Annotated in this window: 16 protein-coding genes, 1 tRNA gene and 1 riboswitch; of the genes, 4 read left to right on the top strand and 13 right to left on the bottom strand. The window is 41.1% G+C overall.

The features are described from left to right. Positions 1 to 221 precede the first annotated feature (221 nt). Entirely contained in the window at positions 222 to 1,376 is a 1,155-nt protein-coding gene (dusB, locus tag HXT46_RS01875) for a tRNA dihydrouridine synthase DusB (RefSeq protein ID WP_421786194.1), read from the bottom strand. Positions 1,377 to 1,445: 69 nt separating this feature from the next. After that, the gene (locus HXT46_RS01870) at positions 1,446 to 2,966 is read right to left on the bottom strand and encodes a glycine--tRNA ligase (RefSeq protein ID WP_009993551.1); all 1,521 of its coding nucleotides are present in this window, start codon (positions 2,964 to 2,966) and stop codon (positions 1,446 to 1,448) included. Positions 2,967 to 3,136: 170 nt separating this feature from the next. On the opposite strand from HXT46_RS01870, the gene HXT46_RS01865 reads away from it, so the two are divergent. Further along, the gene (locus tag HXT46_RS01865) at positions 3,137 to 3,520 is read left to right on the top strand and encodes an MTH1187 family thiamine-binding protein (protein WP_004574987.1); all 384 of its coding nucleotides are present in this window, start codon (positions 3,137 to 3,139) and stop codon (positions 3,518 to 3,520) included. 64 nt (positions 3,521 to 3,584) lie between these two features. After that, positions 3,585 to 4,814 carry a M20 family metallopeptidase gene (locus HXT46_RS01860; protein WP_119675877.1) on the top strand — a complete coding sequence of 410 codons (1,230 nt, stop codon included), beginning with the start codon at positions 3,585 to 3,587 and terminating at the stop codon, positions 4,812 to 4,814. Between the two features lie 26 nt (positions 4,815 to 4,840). On the opposite strand, the gene HXT46_RS01855 is transcribed toward HXT46_RS01860, so the two are convergent. The 6 genes from HXT46_RS01855 to HXT46_RS01830 all read right to left on the bottom strand — a co-directional run bounded on the left by HXT46_RS01855 (position 4,841) and on the right by HXT46_RS01830 (position 11,391). Next, positions 4,841 to 5,635 carry an isoprenyl transferase gene (locus tag HXT46_RS01855; protein WP_004112377.1) on the bottom strand — a complete coding sequence of 265 codons (795 nt, stop codon included), beginning with the start codon at positions 5,633 to 5,635 and terminating at the stop codon, positions 4,841 to 4,843. Positions 5,636 to 5,739: 104 nt separating this feature from the next. Continuing rightward, positions 5,740 to 6,957, bottom strand: coding sequence for a phosphotransferase enzyme family protein (locus HXT46_RS01850; RefSeq protein WP_174191032.1), 1,218 nt, complete (start codon positions 6,955 to 6,957; stop codon positions 5,740 to 5,742). A 144-nt stretch (positions 6,958 to 7,101) separates the two neighbouring features. Further along, positions 7,102 to 8,025, bottom strand: coding sequence for an ABC transporter substrate-binding protein (locus HXT46_RS01845; protein ID WP_004112371.1), 924 nt, complete (start codon positions 8,023 to 8,025; stop codon positions 7,102 to 7,104). Between the two features lie 178 nt (positions 8,026 to 8,203). Next, the gene (locus HXT46_RS01840) at positions 8,204 to 8,824 is read right to left on the bottom strand and encodes an ECF transporter S component (protein ID WP_004116835.1); all 621 of its coding nucleotides are present in this window, start codon (positions 8,822 to 8,824) and stop codon (positions 8,204 to 8,206) included. Between the two features lie 35 nt (positions 8,825 to 8,859). Then, positions 8,860 to 8,962: riboswitch (TPP riboswitch) on the bottom strand. Between the two features lie 121 nt (positions 8,963 to 9,083). Continuing rightward, complete coding sequence (gene recO, locus HXT46_RS01835; RefSeq protein ID WP_004112365.1) at positions 9,084 to 9,818, bottom strand: DNA repair protein RecO; 735 nt, start codon at positions 9,816 to 9,818, stop codon at positions 9,084 to 9,086. Between the two features lie 46 nt (positions 9,819 to 9,864). Then, positions 9,865 to 11,391, bottom strand: coding sequence for a DivIVA domain-containing protein (locus HXT46_RS01830; RefSeq protein WP_004112362.1), 1,527 nt, complete (start codon positions 11,389 to 11,391; stop codon positions 9,865 to 9,867). Between the two features lie 148 nt (positions 11,392 to 11,539). Between HXT46_RS01830 and HXT46_RS01825 the strand changes: the two genes are divergently transcribed. Then, positions 11,540 to 11,613 (top strand) — tRNA-Val (locus HXT46_RS01825). Between the two features lie 119 nt (positions 11,614 to 11,732). Here HXT46_RS01825 and HXT46_RS01820 read toward each other — a convergent pair. The 4 genes from HXT46_RS01820 to HXT46_RS01805 form a co-directional block, all read right to left on the bottom strand. Further along, a complete protein-coding gene (locus HXT46_RS01820; protein WP_421786189.1) occupies positions 11,733 to 12,830 on the bottom strand; it encodes a class C sortase in 1,098 nt (365 codons plus the stop codon). 321 nt (positions 12,831 to 13,151) lie between these two features. Beyond that, a complete protein-coding gene (locus tag HXT46_RS01815; protein WP_421786187.1) occupies positions 13,152 to 15,083 on the bottom strand; it encodes a SpaH/EbpB family LPXTG-anchored major pilin in 1,932 nt (643 codons plus the stop codon). A 95-nt stretch (positions 15,084 to 15,178) separates the two neighbouring features. After that, a complete protein-coding gene (locus tag HXT46_RS01810) occupies positions 15,179 to 20,644 on the bottom strand; it encodes a Rib/alpha-like domain-containing protein (protein WP_421786318.1) in 5,466 nt (1,821 codons plus the stop codon). Between the two features lie 618 nt (positions 20,645 to 21,262). Further along, positions 21,263 to 22,204 carry a S16 family serine protease gene (locus tag HXT46_RS01805; protein ID WP_009994622.1) on the bottom strand — a complete coding sequence of 314 codons (942 nt, stop codon included), beginning with the start codon at positions 22,202 to 22,204 and terminating at the stop codon, positions 21,263 to 21,265. 219 nt (positions 22,205 to 22,423) lie between these two features. On the opposite strand from HXT46_RS01805, the gene HXT46_RS01800 reads away from it, so the two are divergent. Then, positions 22,424 to 24,250 (top strand): zinc-dependent metalloprotease, encoded by a 1,827-nt coding sequence (locus tag HXT46_RS01800; RefSeq protein ID WP_421786185.1) that lies wholly within the window; start codon positions 22,424 to 22,426, stop codon positions 24,248 to 24,250. Between the two features lie 125 nt (positions 24,251 to 24,375). On the opposite strand, the gene HXT46_RS01795 is transcribed toward HXT46_RS01800, so the two are convergent. Then, complete coding sequence (locus HXT46_RS01795; RefSeq protein ID WP_004575085.1) at positions 24,376 to 25,959, bottom strand: ATP-dependent helicase; 1,584 nt, start codon at positions 25,957 to 25,959, stop codon at positions 24,376 to 24,378. Positions 25,960 to 26,071: the final 112 nt, after the last annotated feature.

Here is a 26,071-nt window from a genome sequence, read left to right as displayed (position 1 = left end):
TCTCCTGTCACTCACACGCACGTTTACGCATTACTTTAGCGCAAAACGCTCGATAATGGCGGCGTTTTATGAATAAAAACTGAAAAAATGTCACCGATTCGATAATACACCGTGCTATACGCAAATCATTAATGCGTTTTATTAACAAAAGTTTAAAATATTAAGCAGTAGTTTATATTATGTTTTATATACTCAAAAACCCTAGAAAACACTAGTAAAACCTAGTAACTTGCATCCATTGGATCATCGCCAAACAACTCCTCACGCTCACTGTGAGATGTTATTCGAGAATCCAACCACCCATATGGCAAATGAACTTTTTTTGCAAAACGAACTCGCCCACGCGGCGTGTCTAAAACTTGTTCAGGGAGTTTTAGTGAAGAATCTAACGCATCAATATTACGCTGAACATCCTCAATAGACTCACATTCCATAAAATTCTTACGAGTTCCACCTCCAACAGGGAAACCCTTTAAATACCAAGCAATATGCTTGCGCAAGTCATGAACAGCCATTCGCTCGTCGCCATCATAAAACTCGACTAAAAGCTCAAGATGTCTTAAAATCACCTTGCAAACTTGCCCAAGACTTGGATTAACGCGATCGTTGCTTCCATTGCAAGCAGAACGAATATCAGCAAAAATCCAAGGACGCCCCTGGCATCCGCGGCCAATAGCAACGCCTGCGCATCCTGTTTCTTTAAACATTGCAAGAGCGTCATCCGCGCCCCAAATATCGCCATTACCAAAAACAGGAATATCAAGAGCATCTACAAGCTCAGCAATACGGCTCCAATCGGAATGACCACCGTAGTATTCTGCAGTTGTGCGCGCGTGCAAAGTTACAGCAGCACATCCTTCTTCTTGCGCAATATGACCAGCTTGCATAAAAGTCTCATGATTTTCGTCAATACCAACGCGGAACTTAGCTGTAACAGGAATTCCTGCTGGATCACAAACAGAAACAACACGATGCAAAATCTCCTGAAGCAAATCTGTTTTCCAAGGAAGAGCAGAACCGCCGCCGCGCCTTGTAACTTTAGGAACTGGGCATCCAAAGTTTAAGTCAACGTGATCCGCCATGTTCTCATCAACAACAATTCGAGCAGCAAGCTCTACAATAGAAGGATCTACTCCGTAAAGTTGCAAAGAACGCACTTTTTCGTTAGGCGCAAAACGGCATAAACGCAAGGCTTTAGGATTCCTTGCAACTAATGCGCGAGCTGTAATCATTTCTGCTACGTAAAGCCCGTCCGGACCATATTCGCGGCAAATCACTCGAAAAGGCCAGTTAGTAATACCAGCCATTGGAGATAAAACAACAGGAGTTGCAATATGAATTTTCCCTAAATCTACTGGTTTAATAGAAAAATCCATATTGCTTTAACTCCATTCACTTTAATATATTTTGTTTTTGTTTATTAGCGATTTTTCACTATACGAGTATTAATACAAGCCGCCAGCCTGAGCAATCTTTACAGGCTGCGATTCATCAACACCGTTTTCTTTAGAAACATCCACACCACCGTCTGCAGCGCGAGTACCAACAATCTCTACAGGACCTTGCGGATACTTAACGCGCTTTTCGTTAATGCGGCTTGCTACGTAATCTGCAACCTTGTCTAAGGAAACGCGCTCTTGTTGCATAGTGTCGCGCTCGCGGATCGTTACAGCATGATCTTCCAAAGTATCAAAATCAACTGTTACACACAAAGGAGTACCAATTTCATCCTCACGACGGTAGCGGCGACCAATAGCACCAGACTCATCGTAATCAATAACCCAATCGTGCTGGCGCAAATCCGCAGCCAAATCTTGAGCAACAGCCTGCAATTCTGGCTTCTTGCTCAAAGGCAAAACTGCAGCTTTAACAGGAGCCAAGCGAGGGTCAAGTCTAAGAACAGTACGCTTGTCGACTCCGCCCTTAGTGTTTGGAGCTTCGTCAACGTCGTAAGCATCAACCAAGAATGCCATAAGCGAGCGGGTAAGACCAGCCGCAGGCTCAATAACGTAAGGCACATACTTTTCGCCAGTAGCCTGATTAAAGTAGCTCAAATCCTCGCCAGAATGCTTAGCGTGAGCAGACAAATCGTAGTCGGTACGGTTTGCAATACCTTCAAGCTCTCCCCAGTCAGATCCTTGGAAGCCGAATTTGTATTCAATATCTACAGTGCGCTTGGAATAATGGCTTAACTTCTCTTTAGGATGCTCATACATACGCAAATTTTCAGGCTTTACGCCCAAATCAACATACCAATTTACGCGTGTATCAATCCAATATTGATGCCAAGCTTCGTCTGTTCCAGGCTCTACGAAGAACTCCATTTCCATTTGCTCAAACTCGCGAGTGCGGAAGATGAAGTTTCCAGGAGTGATTTCATTACGGAAAGACTTACCAATATTCGCAATGCCAAATGGTGGCTTTTGGCGTGTAGCAGTCATAACGTTCTTAAAGTCAACAAAAATGCCTTGAGCTGTTTCTGGGCGCAAGTAGTGCAAGCTGTTTTCGTCTTCAACTGGTCCTAAATGCGTGCGAAGCATCATGTTGAAATCGCGAGGCTCCGTCCAGTTTCCGCGAGTGCCGCAATCTGGGCAAGCAATGTCTTTCAAGCCATTTTCTGGCATTTTGTCGCCGTGCTTTTCGGCATAGGATTCTTCGAGCTTATCTGCACGATGACGCTTATGGCAATTCAAGCACTCAATCAAAGGATCATTGAACACAGAAACGTGACCAGACGCAACCCAAACTTGGGAAGGCAAAATAACAGAAGTATCCACTCCAACAACATCGCCACGCGTAGTGACCATATAACGCCACCATTCGCGCTTAATATTGTCTTTTAACGCAACGCCCAAAGGACCATAATCCCAAGCAGAACGCGTACCACCATAAATCTCGCCAGCTGGGAACACAAATCCTCGACGCTTAGCCAAGGATACGACTTCATCAAGCTTTGAAACAGCCACAATACACCTTTTTCGTAAATCTAGAAAATTTGGGTGAAAACGGTGTTTATTATAGAAAAACCCTGTGACGCTAAAGCAACATATATAAGCATCATATATAAGCTAAACGAATACAATAAAGTGTAAGCATAATTTTGCAACACATATTTTTCACTTTGAGAGGATTTAAAATGAGCGAAAACACTGATAACAATACTTGCAATACTTGCGATACTTGCAATAACAAGAATTGCCACAAAACTAATACAGTTGCAGCATTGTGTATTGCTCCTAGCGGAGTTGGCGAAGAACTTAGCGAATATGTAGCAGATTGCGTTAAAGTGATTCGTGATTCTGGATTAAAAAACGAAACGAACGCAATGTTTACAAATATCGAAGGCGAATTCGACGATGTTATGCGCGTTGTAAAAGACGCAACTATGGTTCTTGTTGAAAAAGGCTATCGCACAGGCGTTATTTTAAAGTTAGACATTCGTCCTGGTTTTAGCGATCAAATCGACGCAAAAGCTGCTCTTGTAGACAAGATTCTCGAAGAACGAAATAAAGAAAAATAAAACTAAAATCAAATAATCTCAAAACTCAACAAAGTTATAATAAAACAAAAGAAAGCAGGAATTTATGCTGCAACTTACGGCAGTTCAGAAGATATTATCCGATTTAGATGAAACCCAATCAGAACGAGAAAGACAATACAAATACTTTCATCAACATCCTGAACTGTCAATGAAAGAAGATCATACAGCTCAAACAATTATTGATATTCTTAGCAAGGCTGGGATTGAAACAAAGCGAGTTGGCAAGACAGGCGTTGTGGCAGAGATTAAAAACGGCGAAGGTCCTGTTGTTGCTATGAGAGCGGATATTGATGCGCTTCCAATTAAAGAAAATTCAGGGAAAGATTATACTTCAACAGTTAGCACGCAAGACGAAAATGGCAAAACGGTTGGAGTTTCACACGCTTGCGGTCACGATTTTCATATTTCCAGCCTACTTGGCGCCTTGAAGGCTTTTAACAAGCATAAAGATGCTTGGAGAGGAACGTACATTGGCGTTTTTCAGCCTGGAGAAGAAACAGCTCAAGGCGCAAAATACTTGGTGGAAAATGGCATTACGAGCATGATTGCAAAGCCTGACGTTTACCTTGGTCAGCATGTGTTGGGTGCTATTCCTGCAGGAACAGTCGGTATTCGTTCGGGCGCGTTCTTAACTACTGCAGCTTCGATTCGCGTGCACATTTTTGGTAAAGGTTCACATGGTTCTATGCCTGAGTTGAGTGTTGACCCAGTGGTTGTTGCTTCGTCAATTGTGCTTAAATTGCAGACGATTGTTTCTCGCGAACTTGCAGCTAAAGATTACGCAATTGTTACAGTTGGTGCGCTTAATGCAGGAAGTAAGTCGAATATTATTCCTGATGATGCCGAGCTTTTAATTAACACAAGAACTTATAGCGAAGATACTCAAAAATTTGTACACAATGCTATTGAACGAATTGTGCGTGGAGAGTGCGAGCTTGCAAGATGTCCTAAGAAACCAGAATTTACATACTATGACCGCTATCCGCTTACGAATAATGATAAGAATGCGTCTTTGCGCGTGCGTAAAGCTTTTGATGAATACTTTGGAGAAGACTCTGTAAATATTTCGCGCGCTTCTGCTTCGGAAGATTTTTCTATAGTCGCGAACGCTTTTAATACACCTTACGCATACTGGGGATTAGGTGGATTTGAAGACATGAAAAATGCTCCTGGAAATCACAATCCAGCTTTTGCTCCAGATTTGCAACCAACTCTAAATCGTGGACTTGAATCAGCTGTTGTAGCAGCTTGCGCTTGGCTAGCTTGCGACTAATAAATTAATTCTACTAACAGATAAGTTTAAGCGTTTTTTACGCCACCAAATCTGCGGTCGCGATGCGCATAACGGTCAATTGACCTCCACAGCGCTTCGCGACCATAATCTGGGAAAAGTTCTGGCACAAAATCAAGCTCAGCATAAGACGCTTGCCAAGGCAGAAAGTTGCTAGTGCGCTGCTCTCCCGAAGTGCGAATCACAAGATCGCAATCTGGAATATCTGGGTTATACAAGTGTTCCGCAATCATCTTCTCACTAATGCGATCACCCTTAATTTTGCCGCTTTTAACTTCCCTAGCAATTGCCGCGCAAGCGTCTGCGATTTCCGCGCGACCACCATAGTTTAAGCAAAAAACAACGTCAATCGTAGTGTTATTTTTCGTTATCTCTTGAGCTTTTTCCAACTCGTCAATAACAGACTTCCACAATTTTGGCCGTCTTCCGGCCCAGCGCACGCGCACTCCCCACTCATTCATTTGCGCAACCCTGCGGTGAATAATGTCTCTAGAAAATCCCATCAAAAAATGCACTTCTTGAGGAGATCTCTTCCAATTTTCCGTAGAAAACGTGTACAAGCTCAAGTAGCGAACACCTGCTTCTATGGCTCCTGCAATAGTGTCAAAAACCACTGGCTCCGCCGCTTTATGCCCTTCGGTGCGAATCATTCCGCGCTCTTTAGCCCAACGCCCATTGCCGTCCATAATCACGCCTACATGGCGAGGAACTTTACCTTTAGGAAAATCTGGCACGCGGCTAGGATCACTAAATGGAGCTGCTGGAATATTTAACGAAGTGTAGTCAACGTTTTCAAAACTCATAGTTAAAATCTAACAACCCCATTGAACGAATACTTAAACCCGTTTTGCAAAGCTTAATAAAAGCCAGCTAAATCAGATAAAAAATCCGCCAAAATCCTCTATATTTATATTTCTCGCAAAATCTCTATTAAAGCGTTTAAATATTGCTCTCCGTAACTAGATTTATACCATCTAGCGTGCTCTAAGAACCCAGTATCGTAACCCCAAATTTTAAAGTCGTAAGATCCATTTGACTTTAAATAATAGTCTACAAATTCTACGCATTGCTCAATTTGACTTACGCTAAGAACAAACGGAAGCAACTCTTTTTCAACATCTGTTAATGGCCGAACGCTAGCATATCCTTGCAAAATTGACTTAACTAAATCCGTTCTAAATGAATCTTTTTTGCCATTCGCAATATCTACCCATTGAATTGTGTTGCGTTCCAAAGTCATTGCTAAATCGTAGATTGCTGTGTTTCTATACGCCATTCCAAAGTCAAATACTGCGCTTGGAGCACTACCTTCCCACATAAAATTAGATATATGCGGATCTCCATGAGCCCACTGCTTTCTTAGATTCGCGTACCCCAAATCGTAAATTTTTTTGCATGTTGGAGCAAATTCGCTTAAATCTTTTACAAAATCACGATTCTGTTCTTTTAAGAATTTCGCTAAATCGGGCCTATTTTTTAACCAAACTTCGGCATCACTTTGCACGTCTTCGCTTGCACAAAGACTAAATCTTGATTGAAAAGCGTTGATTTCCTTAGGATTTGGCTCGTCAAAACTTTGTGAAGCTAAGGCGATTTTTGCCATCATCGCTCCAAGATTTTTGGCTTCTTCGCACGTTTTAGGCGGATCCCAAGTGTACGCGTCTTTGTATCGGTCTTCTCCGCTAGCTTTTAAAGTAACTTCGTAAGCGCAATCGCCTATTACAAGAAGAGTTCCGTCTACGCAAATATCGCCAGAAGTATTCTTTTCTAAACCTAAATACTCGCTATTTTTATTAAAATACAAGTACTTTGGTGTGCTTATTTTGTTTTGTAAAAGATGCTCCGCAAAACGATGATACGGTCTAATTGTGCTAGCTTGCCTCACTTTTGTGCTGCATCTTTTAATATAAACGTCCAAACTTTTAGATTGCTTTGATGCATTATCTTTGTAATGCGCGCGAAGCAATGAACCTGCAGCCATCGGGCGCAAACTATGGCTTAAAACGCAATCTACTTCTAGCGACTCCTCTAAAAGCGAGCACACAGTATTTGCCTCATCTAAATCAACATTTGCCCATCTTTGAGCAACAATATCTAGTTGAGGGTCGTTGCTTTCGTTTTCCATATTCGCTCCATATTTATACAAATATTTAACTACAGGTTCATTGTTTTTCGAGCATTTTTTGCGGGATTATTTAACGCTAAACCAGCTCATGTGCGACTGCTGGCGACTTTGCTTATGCAAAACTAACTATTGCAAAACTAATGACTATTCTGGCAAATACTCGTTTGTTACGCACCCGTTTTCTAAACTTTTTAGCGCGCAATCAAGAGGCACGCTTAAGTGGCCATTTTCACCCATCCAACGAGTGTAGTTTTCCACCAAAGCCATGTCTGCCGTGCCCCAACGACCATTCTTGTCGTACCAAGACGGAATCACTTCGTCTAGCGAGGCACGCAAAGCCTCTGGGCTAATATGGCAAAGCGCATTCTGCAAAGCATCAACACCAGCCTGAGGGTCTTTTCCTGCCATCTCATAGCCCTTAACTGTTGCGCTTGCAAAGTTACGTATTAATTGCGGATTTCGCTCAATCATCTCTTGGCGAGCGCAAACATAGTAAGAATGATGCGGCGCTACGCCAATAGAATCGAATGGAAGAACAACAACTTGATCAAACGGAAGCGAACCCTGGTATGGCTCCCACCATGCTACGTTAATAAAAGCATCGCACATTCCGCGTTCTACTGCTCTAATGTCTGGCTCCCATGGGCCTGGGTCAATTGTAATCAGCTTGCTAAAATCGCCGCCGTCGGCAGCAACCGCCTGCTGAAGCTCCGTGTATAGGCGCTTAACGCCCATAGGAATTACTACGCGCTTTCCTTCTAGATCTTTAAATCGCGTAATGCCCGTGTTTTTATTTGTTATGATTCCACCAATTTGCGATTGATTCATTACAGCAAACGACGTTAGCCTGTTTGCACCATTTTGATGAGCCAAAAGTTGATTTAAACGAACAAGAGCTATATCTACTTCTCCACGCTCCAAACATGCTGGAACATCGCCGCGCTCTGTATCTGTGCTTGTAAACTCTACATCTAATCCGTATTGTGAATACAATCCGCGCTTTCTTGCAAGATACATACCTGCGTGATTCGTCCATGGATGCACATATTCAAGACGTACTCTTAGCATATTAACTCCTTTGTTTTATAGTGATTTATGATTTTATTATTTGTGATTTTATTTTGACTTTTATTTGCAACTTAACTTGCGATTTAACTTGCGACTTTACAAAAATGGGCGAGGTAATTAATCCCCGCCCACAAATCAAATTTATAAGTTGATTTTACTTGTAATCTTACCCGTAAAATCAGGCGCGCACTTCTTTGCCAGAAGCAAAGCGGCTCAATGCGCCAGTGGCAGCAATACCCTTATACAAGTACCACATCAAAACGCCACCGATTACAGCACCAGAAATCATGCTGCAAATAGTGTGAATCACCATGAATGAACCAAAGATTGGAACACCTGCATAGTAGAACGGGTAGGTTGAAACGATTCCACCCAAACCAGCTAATGCGCCAGAAAGTGCGCTTAAGCCAACATTCCACTTGCGATACATGAAGAACAAGAATGCAAATTCAGCGAACAAGCCCTGAACAAATCCAGGAAGAACGGTACCGATACCACCCCAGTGGCTTCCAACAGTCAACTCAACCATTGCAGCAATAAACTCACCGAACAATGCTGCACCTGGCTTGCGAACCATAATAGCAGCCAAAGGACCAGCAAAATAGAACAAACCGTAGTACAATGCGCTGACTCCTGGAACTGGAATAAGCTTAAGAGCAGCAGAAATAGGCTCGCTAATCAAACTGATACCCCAGAAGATAATACCAGAAGCTACAGCTACAACAACCGTGAGCGTAATATCAGCTACATTCCATCGCAAAGATGGACGCACGGTTTCTTCTTCAACAGATGCACCCATTAGGGTCTCCTTTCATTATCAGTTATCAAACAAAGGCGACCCTGCAGAAAACTCCGTACGTCGGCATTAACCGAATCACGTTAAACGGTTAGACAGTAATCTTCTCAGCTCTTTGAAAGAGCACCCGTGTCTGATATCAATCATTATTGCATCAGACAGCGAGGACAATTATTATAAAATTCAAACAAAAAATTAACAAAAACGCTCACTAAAACGTTCACAAAAACGTTAAATAAGACGCTAAAAAAGCTATATTAAATCACATATTATTTTCTAATAAATGCATTGATTTAATTGGACGCTCAAGATAATATTCACACCACTGCTCAACGCATCTATACGTTAAATAATCAATATCTGTTCCGTCTATATTCTTCCAATCGCCATTAATCAAAGAAATCATTTGAAAACGTGCTAAACCATTACACTTAATTGACTGCAAATCATGATCTTTAGAACACATAACTCCTCCAGAACAAGAGGAAAAATATGATAAATCATCTTTAGTTGCACAAACTACGCATTCATTAAGCATAGGAGACCAGCCAGCTAGTTTTAACGCTCTTAAAACATATGAGAATCCAATTGAATCAGCACTATGCAATCCCCTAGAAAGAGCAGATAAGGCTGCAACAAGCAGATTGTATTGCATACAAGAATCCTGATACTGTGCAGAAGACGAAACCAAATCATCTGCGATTTCCGCAATCATGCTAGCACGACTATACAAATCATAATCAGCACAAATACTCTCAGCATAAGCAGAAACTAAAACCGCTTGAGAAACAACATCAAAAGTTCTTCCAGTAGCAAAAAGTGCATTCACACGCATAAAAGGTTCTAAACGCGCCCCAAAACGAGATTTTATTTTCCTAACACCTTTTGCAACAGCACGAATCTTACCATGCTTTTTAGTAAGCATAACTACAATTCTATCCGCTTCTCCTAAAGGAAAAGTCTTAAGAACTACAGCCTCATCGTTATACAACGGCATGAAAATCAAAAACTCTTAATCTGCTAATCCAAAGTATTTTTATAGATCAGTTGTGGCTTGGATTCACAAAACCACCGAAATTAGATTCGCCAGTATCATCCAAATCATCTGAATCATTATTGCCAGCATTGTTAGCATTAAAATCTTCAGAAGAAGCATTAAAATGATTCATAACTGGGAATGAAAGATCTGGAATATCTAGATTGAGACTTTGCGACGGCTCAAATTTAGGAGATGCAAGAAGAGACAAATTCAAATCACCAACAGGGTTTGAAGCACTATTCTTTGAATCATTCTTATCATCATCTTTAGTATTAACAGCATTAGCATTAGCAGCATTAACATGATTCTGACTATAAGAATCTTGGCTAGGTGCAGCTGGAATAGCACTGTCTCTTGTATAAGTCTGCGAATAGGAATCTTTCGGAGCATACGATGGCGGGAACGTAGGAGGCATAACAGTAGAAGCCTGAGACATCTCGTCATCAGTATCATCATTAGGCTCTACATTAGCAGAATGAGGCGTAAAAATAGCCCTATCCCCATGGTGCAAATCGTTAAGAGAAGCACCACTATTGTTATCAACACTGTTGTCTACAGGTGCGAAAATGCTTTGCCTATCTTGAGGCATATCTTCAATATGCTGTGCAGAACTATTATCACTATCTGCCACATGCTCAACGACTGGCACACTATCTGCACTAATATGATGCGAATCTACTTCATCAACTGTAGTTCTAGAAAAAATATCATTTGCAACAGGATTATCTGCTTCAACAGTATTTTGAACAGGATTTACTACAAACGAATCCGCATTATGCTCAACGGGAACAGATGGAGGCATAGGATTTGCAGATTGCACAGGCTGTGGCGTCGTCTGACTATATGCTGCGTTAACAGAAGATGCGGCAGCACCATTAGAATCAAAATCTAGGTACTTAGAAACACGATCGTAAGATTCAAGCCTACTAAGCAATCGTATGCAAGCGTTCAAATAATAATCCACTTGACGCTCATCATATCCATGTTTACCAGAACGCTGTGTAAACAACACGTTAGAAACAAACATTGCGTCAATGCCATCAAGATCGCTTGAACTATTACCCCACGTTGGCTTATATCCAAGAAGAATAGAAATCTTATCTAAGGTCTTATTAACAACATTATCGACCTGTTTTTTATCATACGAAGGCTTGCGAGATTGACCAGAATCAAAACGCATCTTGTAATCACGCTGAGAATGATTAAGCAAAACACGGTATTCACTATCGGCTTGTGCTTTCCAAACGATTCTACCGCGATGAGAAATTTCGTATTCGGTTGTTTTATCTACAACAGCACGTTCCAACCTAGAAAGAGCCGCATCAACTTGAGGTATAGCGTATCCTTCATCTTCTAAATCGAAGGACACGTCTTGAATATCTTTTTGTGTAAGACGAATGTCGTCGGACTCATACAAAGAATGGGCACGCTCAAGAAAATCATTAACTTGCTCTACGCTGTAACCCTTCTTGCGCTTACCTACGCGCTCAATACCAGAAGAATTACGCGCAGTATCGGGTTTACTTGCCATAAACAATAGACCTCCTGAACATATCATTATTGAATATACTCTACGCGATTGTTAAGACGCTTCAAAACGCAAAACACAAACTCTGAAAGACACACGCAAATCGCGAATCACGCATCTAGTACACACCATACTGTATCTTGTTTCAAGCGGGCGATTAGCTCAGCTGGCTAGAGCGCCACCTTTACACGGTGGATGTCGGGGGTTCGAGTCCCTCATCGCCCACTTTCCGCTTTTCTTGGTTAGCGTATCGCTCCCCGTGTTTGTTTATTTTTTCCACGTGTTTGTTCCCAAAACCACCAAATACGTAAACAATCTCGGGAAAATAGTTCGCGCGTTACGCTTTAAGCACGAAGGCAGGTCTCGCGCAGTATGTGCTTGCCGCGCAAATCTGATTTATTCTTACGCTTTTGCAAGTATCCAGTTACCATGATTGAAATTATCAACAGCGAAAGAATCATAGCAGCTACAAACAGCGTCATCCAAAGCGGCCACTGAAGATGATCTTCTGGAGCGTGCGCTGGGTCCGGCAGCACGCGATACCCCGTAATCAGTAGCCTATGCGAGTTCACACCATACGGCGTGCATGTAAGCAAAGTCGCCAAATCGCGCCCAGGCTCACGCTGCAGCAAACTGATATCCTGCGGGTCTACAACACTAATGCGAAACACCCTGTAGCGCATCGTGTCGCCCTGTACATCAATGTAGAAGTAGTCTCCACGCTTCATGTCGATTAAACCGTCAAACATGGTTGCTGTAGGCAATCCAGTGTGTGCTGTTATAACGGTATGCCTGTTTTTGCCGCCCACAGGTAAATCTGTGCCATACAAGTGTCCTGCTCCGCGAGCTAGGACATCGCGCGAAGTGCCATGGTAAATTGGTAGTTTTACGCCAATTTTCGGGATTTTTATGATTCCCATAATTCCCATTGGTTCGTCTAGTTGTTTGATATATGACTTATAGTCTGCTGTTTTTTTGTAATTGTCACTGCCGTCATACGGGTCGGCTGTAAAGAATTTTTTTCTGCGCGCATTGTATTTTCGCGCACTTCTTAGAATAGATTCTCGCACGCCAGCGGCCTGATTGTAACTTACTTTGTCGTAATCTATAGAAATTTGTTTAGACACGTGGTTGTTCCACAGTGTTGACGCCACTGGGTAGCTGAAGAACAATACGCCTGCTAGCACTAACGCAATCGGCTCAATTATGCGATGTATAAAAGTTTTCTGTGTTTTTAAGTTTTTCTGTGTTTTTTGGCTTGAGTTGGATTGTGGAGTTTGCTCTTCGGTTGCTGACGACTTTTCCGCTAGCAAATCACTCGCACCAGCCACATTGCTCGTGCTAGCCACACTGGAGGTACGCTTCGCCTTATTCTTAAACAATTTAGCAACAGCGCGCTCGCTCAACAAGCGGCACAAATTGCTAATATCGGCTAGCCTCATAACTCCTCCAAGCTAAAGCTATTTAATGAAAGATAATATTTGGTTTGATTTTGCTACAAACGCAGTGGGATTTTGCGCTTTTTGTTGCTCAAAACGGCAAAATTAACAACAAAATCGGGAAAAACTTACCGAAAATGTTGCTTAAAACCACAAAATCAACAACAAAAAGCGGGAAAACGACGGGTTTTGTTGCTTTAACAGTCCACATAGGATTGAGTCTAGGATTTTGCTCCTAGACTCAATTTATGCAGACTCAATCGTTTATAGACTCAATCGTTTATAGACTCAATCGTTTATGATTTACTCATCAAACTGAGCAAATCATGCAGCCTGTTCTTCTTCCTTCTTGCGATTATTGCGCATGTACATGAATGTACCAGCACCAACTAAGCCCAAACCGATGATGGCGAATATAATCACGCCATAAGCACCAGTATTTGGAAGCTTGAACCAGTGTTCAATGTTATTGCTCGTTGGAACATCAGCAATTGGAACCTCAAGTGATTCATTATCTTTTGCGTTAGCAGTATCCACTTCATGAACATCTTCTGAGCGGACATAACCTTTTGGAGCATTAACCTCAACAAGATAAATCTTGCTATTCGCATCAGTAGTCTTTACAACATAATCAGAAGTCTTGCCATCATTACCAGTTGTAGTGATAGTAGCAGTTCCTGCAGTAGCTGGTTTAGTAGCAGTAAAGCCAGGCATAGCTCCATTAGTTTCAGCGCACTTAGTTGTGTCTTTTGCGCACGCTAAAGCCTTGGTTTTATCAGCAAACGCCTTGAACTCTGCCCCAGAAAGAACTGTCTTCTTTGAGGTATCAGTGCCGTCATACTTCAAGACATGGAACTTGTGGAATACAGTCTTGGTATCGGTACCAGGTGTATCCTTACCGCTGTCTCCGCCTGGGTTAAAACCATACTTGTTAGTAAGTTCAGTCTTTACAGTGTCTTTACCAAAATCTTTATTAATCTTAAGATTCAAAGTTACCTGAACTCGAATATCCTTACTAGCAAACGCACTAGCAGTTGTTCCAAATGCGTTAGCAATCTTAGTTAAACCAGCATCTTCGAATGTAAACAGAATGCGCTTACGAGTAACAGTAGTACCAGCCTTATCAACATCAGAGTCGCTAACAGCTATATTGTAATCAGTACCTTTAGTAAGATCTACAGGATTAGTACCACTAGTAACTTTCTTAAATGTTTTATTTTGAGCATCGTACTCGCCAACTTGAACCTTATAATTAGTTGCAGTATCACCAAAGTTAGTAAGGTTGCTATATGCGGATGCTAACGCATCATCCCAAACCTTAAAGCCAGTGAAATTAGAGCTGGCTAACTTAGTTTTATCCATAGCAGGCGTTAGTGGAAGCTTCACCTTAGCAGTAATCACATATGGAAGCGTGTCTCCAGCACCTACCATCTTGCTAGTTTGAGCATCCTTAGTAATACCACCATTAGCATTCCAGTTCTTTGGAGAAACGCTTACATCATATGTATAAGTGTTGGTGGTTTTACCATCTTCACGCGTAATTTGCGGAACAGTTATAAAGAATGGAGTAAACTCAGGGCTATAGCCTGTTGGCACTTTAGTTTCCTCAACGTAGTACAAGCCGATTGCAAGATTATCGAACTTTGCCACGCCGTCTTCACTACTAGACTTAGCCGTTACCTTTTCCATCTTGCCATTAGTGCCAAAATTCGTTGTATCAAACGTGACTTTATCTGTAGGCTTACCAGCTTTCGCAGCTTCGTTAAGTTCCTTAACTTTAGATGCAAGAGTAATCCAATCCCCTTGCTTCTTAAGATCAGGAACATTATCATTACCAATCTTTAAAACCTTCTGAATTGTAAAGGTTGCACCGTTAAGACCAACAGGTGTACCAGAAGTATCATCCTTCTTGTGAATCGTAATGGAACCAGTCTTAGTAGTATCTCCCCATGGAGCCTTAGCAGCAGCTGCATTATCCACAGCCCAAGCTGAGTTGCCAGCCACCACGGCGCCAGCAACGCACAGCGTGCCAGCCATTGCGAGCGAGGCGATTGCCGCCACGCATTGCTTTGTTATCTTGTTCATAATTTCTCCTTTTTTATTGCTCTTTCGAGCAGGTTTAAGAGATAAGTTTTCTGTTTTGTGTTGCGCACGGTCGGCGGAGCCATTGCAAGTTGTATGAACTCTGTCGGCGGCTACGATTTGCGCCGCGCGCAGCAAGATTAAATCCGAACCATGCTTCGGCATAATTGCCATTGCTATGTAACATCACTATGTAACGCAACTACGCAATGCCATTGCCAGCACATGGAACGTTGATACTGCAGTTTTTGCGCTGCAGAAAATTTTCATCAGCATCGCCACCTTTCAATGCGCCATTTTCTAGCGGTTTTGCGGATAAAAACTTTAATAATCTTGATAATCTCAGCGATGAGCGCACGCCCCCACTTGCTTTGATCAAGCAACAATGCAATAAACATCAGAGAAGTGCCAACAAACACAACACCACCAAGAAACATGTTCCAGTTCACGCCGCCCGTCTTTGGTAATTTGAATGGTTTCACCACGTACACTGGGAAGAATTTTGCAGCATAGTCAATACCGCTCTCGCCCTTAAAGCTCATAGCGCTAACAATATCGCTATTATTCACAACACTAATCGTGCCTTTCTTCACAGCATTCTTGTACTCAGTCAAAGCATCTGGCTTCAACGCAAACACTGCACAATAGTATTTTCCAGTCTCCGTAGGCGCTTTAGTGTTTGAAATAAATCCGCGTGAGCGTTCCATAGTTCCGCGAGTGCTGTCAAAAAGCATAGGGTTAGCTACATCAGTAACGCAGCCATCACCCTTATTACCGTTCTTACGGCAAGTTTCCTGCTGCCGGAAGTTCGCATGCCCCCACACTTTCTGACTATCGCCGCCGTTAAGCTTAAAGAACAGTTTATTTAGATTTTCGCTCCAAACCTGAGACTTATTACCACTGCCCTTAGCTGGCTCATTCGCATCCCTGCACAACGTTCTTAGAGTAATGCCGCCGCGCTTATTTGTAGACCATGAGTCAACACCAAGGTCATTCAGCAAGCCGATTCCGCGCATAACAGTAACGCCAACCTTGTTGTCAACATTCGCAATGTTATCTGCGGAGTCGACTCTGCCTTTATTGGTATCGGAATTATACGCTGTATGGTCAAAGTACTTGTACACGTCAACATGCAAATCGCCAGCGCTAATATCTGGTCTAGTAACCTTAACCTTTGCGTAGATAGGGTGATCTTTGTTGATGGAGTCATCGCCGTCCGAAACAGAGCCATCCGGGTAGTGAACCCTAATCTCAGCCCAATACTCGCCATCATCCTGCCACTTATCTGGGCGGAAGGTGACGGAGCCTTTGCCGGTGGCGTCCTTGCTGGCTGCTTCCGACTTGCCATCAGCTTTGTTATCTTCGCCGTCTTCAAAGTTAGCCCAAGGCAAACTCTTTGCTTTCGAGTTTTTAATATCGCCAGCCTTAACAAAGCGCTTAATCTCGTACCAAGTGCCAGCAGGCAGAGCGCCTTCCTTAACGTTAACCAAATCCTCTTTTGGAACGCCGTTAGCATTAACGTCATGATTATTGCTGTCTTTAACAATCTTCTTGCTTCGCGGAGTGTCAGAGCTTATGTCAGCCTTGTGATTCTTAAGGTTCTTGTCAAAAGTACTACCCGCCAAAATCGTTGGCATCTTTGTATAAGTCGGGTTGTACAGCTGGTTGTCCTTATGAATATGAACAGAGAATGCGCCAATTTTGTAGCCTTCGCCTTCTTTGCCATATGGATTACCTCTAGCGTTAAGAACGCTTGTAACTGGGTCTTCGTTCTTCTTAGATTTGATATTAGCCTCAACAGCATTCTTAAACGCATCCGACTTCTTCTGATCGCCCTTTATAACGTAGACTTTGCACACATAGTCGCCTGTCTTTTGCGCCACGCCGCCGAAAGATCCGTGCGTGCGCTCAAAAGTGTTATAGCTTTTATCGCTATCAACCCAGTCATCGTATAAGTAAGTATCAGACTTGCACTTTTTGCCATTAGTATTGCACTCAAACTGATCCTTAAGTGATGAATGCTTCCAAATCGTCTGCGGTTCCAAAAGTCGCAATCCGTCTTTTTCGCTATCTTTCTGCGACTTCTCATTATTAACATGACCAGGAAGAATGCCATACGTGTAATCGGTTTGCTTGCCATCCTTGCTTTGCTTTGAACAAATCATATGCTGGTGAAGATTGCCAATCGCGTTTGTTAAGTAAGAATCAAACATAGGACGATCGTTACCAGCGAGTAAATCTCCTGGATGAAGGTTTATGCCATTTTCAACGCTGATAGTTCTGTATTGAGAATCCGTTGTATACCTAAACAAGTTAAGACCAAATATATTATTGCCAGACTTAGCAGTAACATTCACCTTCGCATACACAGGGTGCTTCTCGTTTACAGAGCCTTCGCCGTCTGATACAGAGCCGTCTGGGTAGTGAACTCTAACTTCCGCCCAATACTCGCCAGCAGACTGCCACTTATCTGGGTGGAAAGTTACAGAACCGTATTCGCGATTAGGCTGATCTAAAGTAACTACTTTGCCGCTCTTCTTAACAGGATTGCCGTGCTCATCGCGCGTAACGTTGTCTTCACTGTCTTCAAACCTAGACCAAGTTTCCTTCTCTTGTTGCAACGTAAACTTATCAGAATGGTTTTTGTCATCTACTTTTCTAAGTAGCTTTTTAATCTCAAACCACGTGCCATCAGGAAGGTCATCATCAAGAATGCTAGTTTGCTCATCCTTCGGAACACCATTTCCAGTTTTAGTACTCTTTGGCTGATCAGTGCTGATACTGTCTTTTGTTGGACTGCTATACCTACCATCCTTAATTGACTTACCAGCTTGAATAGTTGGCATCTTCATATAAGTCGGGTTGTACTTTTGGTTGTCTTTAAGCTTGATTTTAAAGTAGAAACTGTCAGTAATCCACTCTGAGCCTTTTGTTGTTGCTTTAATACTTTCATAGTTATTAAAAAGTATTGAATACTCAGTAGGACCACCATTTTTCGCCGTGTCATCAAATGCTTTCAGTGAACCACCGTGATCGTTTTTATCATCATACTTTTCGTGGAAAGCGAATACTTTACACTCGTACGAGCCGCCTTCCTTAGGCGTGCCACCAATCATCGCGCGCGAACGCTCCATAGTGTCATTTTCGTATTCTCTAGAGTGAAGGTAGAGATTATCGTTACTGCAATCCTTGCCCTTGCAACGCTTGTCGTTATCTCGAATCCACTGTCGGAAATCCTCAAAATGCAAGCCGTTAATCTCTCCGCTAGCTTCTTTGTTTCCTTCTTTAGGCTTAAGCAACGCGAACGGAGAATTAGGTACATCCGTCCTATGGCATATCACGCGGAAAGTAATAGGACCTTTACCATTCTTTGCCCAAGAATCAAACACAATACCCTTATTAGGGTTCTTGTGATCCTTATCTGACAGACCTATTTTCTTACCCTTATCGATCTCGTGAGGATTCGTTTTATCTCTAAAGGAAAAGCCCCAGAAACCATTATTATTTATGCTATTCCCGTCATATAAACCAAGATTCAAGTCACCGCCTGAAATTGGCAAATCACCAACTTTAACAGTAGCATACACGACCTTGTCATAATTACCTGCATCACTATCTTTAGACGTAGAACCATCTGGGTACGTAACAAGCACAGGCGTCTTTTCACTTTTACCAGCTTGTGTTTTAGACGGGCTAAACGTCACTTTGCCGTTTCCTGTATTTTTCGAATCAATCTTAGACCAATCAAGCACAGGAGAACCGTATTTACCATACTTCTCTAACTTAAAGGTAGAACCTTTAGGAAGATTACCTACTCTAACCCACGGCTTTTTGTTAGCTCGTACACTCTTAGGCTCTTCGCTATCAGTAGGGTTAAACTTCTTCTGATTCGGATCGTATGCAACAGTAGTTTCCTTGTACTGCGGGTTGTACAACATGGCATTAGAAACAACCTTGATTTTTATAGGTACATTTTCCTGAACCATCGGTGTCGTATACTTACAGTTGTATTGGTAGGCACTAGGAGTTGGGTGCGTAATCTTCACCTTAAAAGTAATACCTTCGGTTTTACGATCCAACCTTCCTGGATTATAAGTAATATAACCAGTTTTACTATCTATACTCACACAGCCTTTGTCAGAATTATTCTTACCAGTACTACAACTACTTGATTGCGTAATACCTTGTGGAATAGAAGTAAGCTCGTACTTCATGCTAGAGCCGTTAGGAAAATCTGATGGAATATTAGTAGTAGTATCCGTATCTTTTCCTGCAACATAGTGACCGCCATAATGGTTTTGTAGAGAATATTGACCGTCCCAGTCGCCTAAATCCCACCCCTGCCAAGAACCAGTATTAACGTACGGCTTAATTGTTACAGGCGTACCATACGTAGTAACAGGCACATTCTCTACGCCACCATAAGTAGTGTCCGAGCTTAAATTCTGATTATTTAATTTCTTTACATAATCATTCATCATGCTAGACGAATATTGAGGATACTTGATTTCAGTCTTACCATTTGGATCAGTAATATTATTCAAAACAGTATGCGGCTGATCACTATTACTAAAATCAGGCAAAGCATCAGGATTCTTATGGTCATAACCTTCCATAGAATCTGGAATACCATCGCCATCACTATCGAAAGGTCCAATAAAAGTCCACTTACTTCTAACTTCTACAGCACCATTTTTCTTCGTTTCTAAATCTCCAAAATCGCTTTCGGAATATGTACCTTTGCCAGAGTTCCATCCAGCTGAGAACGGAAGATTCTTCAATACTAAATCTGAGCGATTTTCCATACTACTATCAACAAACGCAGTGATATTCCACTGAAAAGCCGTATTACCTGAAACTTCCCAGTCAGCAAGAACAGTAGAGAAATCATTCTTCCAGTTTCTAATTTCGCACATGTCATGCTTATCGTTCGAATCGCAATACGATGTAAGTCTGGAAGTACCTAAAGCATTATCCCAATAAGAGTTAAATAGCTGTTGATCTTTACCAGCACCCTCTTTACCAGCTTTACCTTCATACAAATTACCATCGAACGAATGAGCCCATCTAGAACTACTGTTAACAAACTCATCTAATGTTTTATTAATTGTAACAATAGGCTCTTGATACTGGATTGCTCTACATCCACGACCGTTATCAGTTTTATCAAACTGTTTATCTTTTGGAAACGCGCTATACCACTTGTCTGTTTCAGGCCAGCAGCCATAGTTACGGTAACCAGCTCTATTACCAGACTTCCTTCTACTAATTCTTATACTCTTTCTATCAATACCTTTTGGAAGCCAAGCCATAAGAAGAGGTCTTTTACCACCAAACGCTTTATCTTCTTGCTTACCGCTATAAGGTTCACCTGTTACAATACTCTCGTACATTTGAGAATAAGTATTGAAAAACACTTCCCATTTAATCTGAGTTCTATTTCTACCAGTAGAAGAGTCATAAACATTGCGCACAACTTCAACGTTAGAAGCAATTTGATTAGGAGCATCCCCTATTCCAAAGCCAGAACCAGACACAAAGCCTGTACCAAAACTATTCCACCAAGCGTGAATCGGTGCTTTACCATCTGCATAACCCTTAGCTTCTTGTACTGGCGGCACGATGAGCATGGTTACTATGGTGGCGACGGCAACGAGCATTGCTAAAAGCGCGCGGAAAACGTAACGCTTTGAGAGAGTACGGCTGCAACTATTTGAAGAGGAAGCATTAAGCATTCTAAACTGCTTACGCAAGTTCAATAAGCCATGAAGCCGTGACATTCTAACGCCTCGATTTCTTAAAATCTAAAAGCTGCTCGAATACTCATGCTTGTTGGTTTTATAAGCCAACAAGCATTGCCCGGGGTGCAGAACACTGCATTGCAAGCAAAAAGCGCGCAATCAAGTTACGTAAATAAACGTAAGCCGACTCGAAACTATCGATGAAAACTAGCGTGCAAGCGTTAAATAAACGTAAGCATACCTAGCTTCCACAAAACCAGTAGTTAAATTCGCGCCAAACGCTCAAATGCAAAATAATACAGTGCACTACTGCAAAGCACGTATACAGTTGTACCCCCCCCCCCATAGGAAAATTCAAGGAAAATCTACACATTTTTTAACATTCGTAAAAATTCCTAGATTCTATAAAGATCACCATAAAATACGTTAAAAATATATTGGAAACTTTATATTTTTCGCTTTTAGCATCGAAATTATCACACTCGGCGTGTCTTAAAACACAATATGCAGCACTTTGCATAATAAAACATACTAAATATAGGATTTTCGATAATAGAAATAAAGAGTTAAAGAAATAAAGAGTTAAAAATGAAGCAACATCTTCTACATCTTCTACATCTTCGCATTACACGTTTTAAAAGACTTTATACTTTTACCAGCCTTAATTTTCTCCAACGCTTTATACGCATCATCTAAAGTCTTAACGCTTACTACGTTTAAACCTTGCGGAATATTGCCAACCACCTCATCACAATTGCTATTTGGCGCTAGAAACCATCTTGCACCATCTCTTTTAGCAGATATCATCTTTAAACGAATTCCGCCGATTGCCCCAACTTTCCCATTATTATCAATGGTTCCCGTGCCTGCTATTGTTTTGCCGCCAGCCAAATCTACGCCAGTTAACTTGTTTAAAATACCCAAAGCATACATCATTCCTGCAGAAGGACCGCCAATATCGTCTATATGCATCTTAACTTTTACGTTTTTTACATTCACATTAAGATGTTTCTTCGCATAATCCAAAGCCGCCACTTGCGCAGAAGATTGCGAGGAAGTCATCTGCTTATTTGTTTCTTTTTTATAATCACTTGCATTTTGATTTACAGGTACTAACACCTCACGCGGCAAAATCTGCTTTTTTGAATCAAACCAAGATAAAACAGCGTAAATATTTGGAATCTCATACCCTGGCACTCCAGACGTATTTACTGTGACTAAAAGCAATTTGCCACTTTTTGAATGCGATTTTAAACCCGAAACAGCTGAAGCAGCTTTTTTATTAGGATTATTAGGATTATTAGGATTATCTACGTTTATCACATATTTTCCAGAAGATTTTCCTAAAACGTCTTGAGTTGGTCCTGGTTCTTCAACAACATATGCGCTAGGAAGAAAAAGCACAATAATCGCAAGAATACCAATGATTAGTCCAATAAAATACTGCACGGATTTTGAAGAAAAATATTTAACAAAATAATTAAAAACTCTACTCGTAAAACTTATAACAGTCATACATCCATTATTAAAAACAGCAAATATCTTATTAGTCATAAGAAATAATTCTATACTCAAGCCATACGCATAACGGAATTAGGATTCATTCAAAATATTAAATTAAAAAAGTTACTTAAATTATTGATTTATTGAATGAAAATTGCCGTATATCAGGTAGAATCTGTAATAAGCTGCAAAAAGTCACACTAATAAATGAATACGAAATAACGTAGAAAATATTAGATGACTTTTAACTAAGACTGTAAGGACTTAACTATGAGCGAAGAAGAAATTCACCAGTGGCTCGTCGACTGCTTTGGTTCTGAACAAGGCGAAAAAGCATGGCACAACTTTGAGAACCTCCCTTTTGACATACGCGAACACATCAAGGAAAGGTGTGGAATTGGAGGACTTCCGACACCAGGCGAAGTTCACGCCATGATGCAAGCTTTTTCTACAGGAGGATTAAACAATCCTCTTGAAATGAGAGTGACTCTCGAAGACGGTCCAATAAATAAAAAGCTTGCACAATCTATCGCTATTCAAAGATCAACAAGCGACGGAGGAACCGTAAACGCTGAAGTTGCAGACTGTGCCAGAAGAGCACTTAGCCAAGCAAACTTGTGGCTAGACACAAGTTGCAACTTAAATCCTGCGCCAGGAACACCTGATATTCTTTCTAGATCTGATTGGATTGAAGGAACAATAGATTCGTGGGTTAAATTCGCGAACCCTGTTGCAAAATCTGTGTGCGAGGCGTTTACAAGCGTAATATCCGCAAGATTCGGCGATTCACAAGATACAGAAGTGGATGGCATATACGATGGAATTATGCCAATCCCTATGCCATATGAGGTAAAACAACCTGACCAGTTTATGAGATTGCTCGGAAATACATCTTTTGCTATGCAACTAGGATACGCTGCTGGAGCATTATCTCACGAGGTTCATGGAAGCTTCGATCAAGGTATAGCACTACTTAACAATCCAGCTGGAGGTCTTATTCCATACAATTGCATAGATTATGCAAAAACCTGGGGATTAGACGTAACAGAAGTTATGAATTATCTTGCCTTACGCGAACTTGCACACGCTCGCTTGTTTGCGTCTGTACCATGGCTTATGCCACGTTTTGAAGCTCTGATTATAAAGTATGCAGATGGTATTTCTATTGACTTAGATGCTGTAGAAGACCAGCTTAGAGATATTCAAGAAATGGATCCAGAAGCTGTTTCTGGAGCGGTGGATATTTCTAAAGTTGCAGATACAGAAACAGAGGGTCAAAAACAGGCTCTTAAAGGACTGGAAACACTTCTTGCTCTTACAGAAGGCTGGGTTGATTGCGTTATTTGGCGTGCTGGAATGGCACATATTCCACACATCGATCAACTTAGAGAGATGATGAGACGCGAGCGCGCTGCAGGTGGACCTTCGGAAATAACTTTTGAATCTCTTATCGGATTGAGATTAAGACCGCGCAGAATGCGAGAAGCTGCAGCATTATGGGATTCAATCACAAACGAAAAAGGCATTGAGGAGCGAGACTCTATGTGGAATCATCCTGATCTTTTGCCTGATTTACCAGAGTCTCAGGATGAGGCAAACGCAAGTGATAAAAAAACGAATACTACAGATGAAAATAGCACAGATAATAATAAGCAAATAGATTCTGCAGATTCTACAAACAAAGATGAGGCAAGCAAATCCTATGAGGCTGATTCTACAGATAATGAAGAGTCGTCAGCTTCTAAGATTGATAACGACGAGTCTGAACATGAAAATTCTTATGAAAATAAGAAAAATGATAATGTTGAGACTAATGCTGAAATTAATGCTGAGTCTAATTCTGAATCGGAAACTGAAACAAATAAAGAGTCAAAAGAATCAAGCATGAATATGCCTAATTTGGAAGACTTCAAGAATAGTGAAGATTTAGAAAAGAAACTCAAAGATGTGAATTGGGACGATGAATTAAGCAAACTGTTAGCATCTAATGACACGTCTGACGACGAATCTGATGACGCAAACAACAATGCTGACGAAGATTCAGATAACGGTGAAACTGATTCTGATTCAAATCCCGATTCAGATATAAATAAATAATAAGTGAATAATAAATAAATAAATAATAAATAACAATAAATAAATAACAAATGAATAATAAATGAATAGAAATAATAAAACAGAGCGGAAAAACTTGCGATTTTCTTAGAATTATTTTAAACAAATTATTCTAAGAAATGACTTACAGTTCTTTGCATACCACTTCCATAATCCTTGCAAAGAGCGTAAGAAATATGCAAGGTTTTTTCCGCTCTTGTTATTGCAACATACATAAGTCTGCGTTCTTCTTCATCCTCATCTTCACTTCTACTAACAGAAGATCCAAAAGGAAGAAGACCTTCAGAACAGCCAACCAAAAAAACGTGTTTAAATTCCAAACCTTTAGACGCGTGAATTGTAGATATAGTTACAGGAAGTAAAGATTTTTTAATTAAATCAACATGCTTCTTTTCGGAAACATTATCTACAAACTTATTATCTGTATCAGCAAAGGATAAGTCGCCAGCAACCGATGAATTGGAATTGCTTACTTCTGTATTATCTATATTATTATCGAGCACATCAGGTTGAAGACCAGCATCTTTTTTAACAGAAAAATGTAAGCCCAAGCTACCTAATGTTCTACAAAACATATTCTGCTGAACATTAGTGCGCGTAAGAATAGCAAAATCCGTAGGAAGCGCATCCCCCGATTTAACAGCTTTAGAAATCTGCTGAGCAACAGAAAGAGCCTCATCGTAATCAGTATTATAAATACTTTTGGAAACGCGAGCGCCACCCTTAATATTTGATTTTAATTTTAAATAATCACGCCTACACGCAGATTGTGAAAGAACACGATTAGCAAGACCAACAATACGTTCTGTAGACCTGTAATCCGTATTCAAACTAATATCCGCGTAGATTGGTGCAAATTCTTTTGGAAACTCAAGTAAATCGTAGCTACTAGCACCAGCGAAAGAATAGATGGTTTGGGCAGGATCTCCAACAACGCAAATATTGCGGTTATCGCCCAACCATAGTACAAGAAGCTCATGTTGCAACGGCGAAACATCCTGATACTCATCAACAGTAACCCAACCTATTAAACTACGAATCTGTTTAGCAGCATTAGGGAAAGATCTTAAAATATGACAGGTTAAAAGGAGCAAATCGTTAAAATCAATAAGATTACGCGTATTTTTTTCAATCTCGTACGCTTTATAAACTTCTACGAATTGTTTAACATCTAAGCCCGCAGGGAGTTCTCTATGAACACAAGCATATGCTTTCGCATAATCATCTGGTGCAATAAGCGAAACTTTCGCCCAATCAATTTCTGAAATAATATCTCTTATTTGCACAGACGTCATATTTGCAAGATCTGTGTAATGAATCAATGCTTGCTCTGTAACTTCTTTAGGATCATCCATTATTCTTGGAAAAGGAGCTGAGCACACTGAATCCCATACCTTACGTAAATGTTTTAATGCTGCAGAATGAAAAGTTGCAACAGTCGCATTATTAACACCTAATTTTTTAAGACGTTCTTGCATTTCTTTAGCAGCCTTTACAGAGAAAGTTACCGCCAAAACGCGATTTTCATCCCATTCTCCTTTAGCACACGCATACGCTATTCTGCGTGTAATAGTGCGAGTTTTACCAGCACCAGCGCACGCCACAATGCGAACAGGACCATTTAACGCCATGGCTGCTGCACGCTGTGAATCATCTAAATCATTCAATAATGACTCTGGAGAAGAAATCATATTTCTATTGTTACAGCAAACAAAGAAAAAATAAAAGATTAAAACACAAATGTGGTTAAAGGTTATTTGACTATATCTCGCTGCTTTGTATTACTGTTGAACTGTGACACAG

The organism is Gardnerella sp. DNF01204 (assembly GCF_049244145.1).
GTDB classification, from domain to species: domain Bacteria; phylum Actinomycetota; class Actinomycetes; order Actinomycetales; family Bifidobacteriaceae; genus Bifidobacterium; species Bifidobacterium vaginale.
The sequence above is the reverse complement of the archived record's forward strand: the minus strand, read 5'-3'. Positions and strand labels throughout refer to the sequence as shown.

Bases quoted from the DNA above. Each gene is read 5' to 3' on its own strand.
- HXT46_RS01800 (WP_421786185.1), top strand. From the start codon at position 22,424: ATGAGCGAAGAAGAAATTCACCAGTGGCTCGTCGACTGCTTTGGTTCT.
- recO (WP_004112365.1), bottom strand. From the start codon at position 9,818: ATGCCGTTGTATAACGATGAGGCTGTAGTTCTTAAGACTTTTCCTTTA.
- HXT46_RS01855 (WP_004112377.1), bottom strand. From the start codon at position 5,635: ATGAGTTTTGAAAACGTTGACTACACTTCGTTAAATATTCCAGCAGCT.
- HXT46_RS01795 (WP_004575085.1), bottom strand. From the start codon at position 25,959: ATGATTTCTTCTCCAGAGTCATTATTGAATGATTTAGATGATTCACAG.
- HXT46_RS01850 (WP_174191032.1), bottom strand. From the start codon at position 6,957: ATGGAAAACGAAAGCAACGACCCTCAACTAGATATTGTTGCTCAAAGA.
- HXT46_RS01830 (WP_004112362.1), bottom strand. From the start codon at position 11,391: ATGGCAAGTAAACCCGATACTGCGCGTAATTCTTCTGGTATTGAGCGC.
- dusB (WP_421786194.1), bottom strand. From the start codon at position 1,376: ATGGATTTTTCTATTAAACCAGTAGATTTAGGGAAAATTCATATTGCA.
- HXT46_RS01840 (WP_004116835.1), bottom strand. From the start codon at position 8,824: ATGGGTGCATCTGTTGAAGAAGAAACCGTGCGTCCATCTTTGCGATGG.
- HXT46_RS01805 (WP_009994622.1), bottom strand. From the start codon at position 22,204: ATGACTAATAAGATATTTGCTGTTTTTAATAATGGATGTATGACTGTT.
- HXT46_RS01810 (WP_421786318.1), bottom strand. From the start codon at position 20,644: ATGCTTAATGCTTCCTCTTCAAATAGTTGCAGCCGTACTCTCTCAAAG.
- HXT46_RS01820 (WP_421786189.1), bottom strand. From the start codon at position 12,830: ATGAGGCTAGCCGATATTAGCAATTTGTGCCGCTTGTTGAGCGAGCGC.
- HXT46_RS01865 (WP_004574987.1), top strand. From the start codon at position 3,137: ATGAGCGAAAACACTGATAACAATACTTGCAATACTTGCGATACTTGC.
- HXT46_RS01845 (WP_004112371.1), bottom strand. From the start codon at position 8,025: ATGCTAAGAGTACGTCTTGAATATGTGCATCCATGGACGAATCACGCA.
- HXT46_RS01815 (WP_421786187.1), bottom strand. From the start codon at position 15,083: ATGGCAATTATGCCGAAGCATGGTTCGGATTTAATCTTGCTGCGCGCG.
- HXT46_RS01860 (WP_119675877.1), top strand. From the start codon at position 3,585: ATGCTGCAACTTACGGCAGTTCAGAAGATATTATCCGATTTAGATGAA.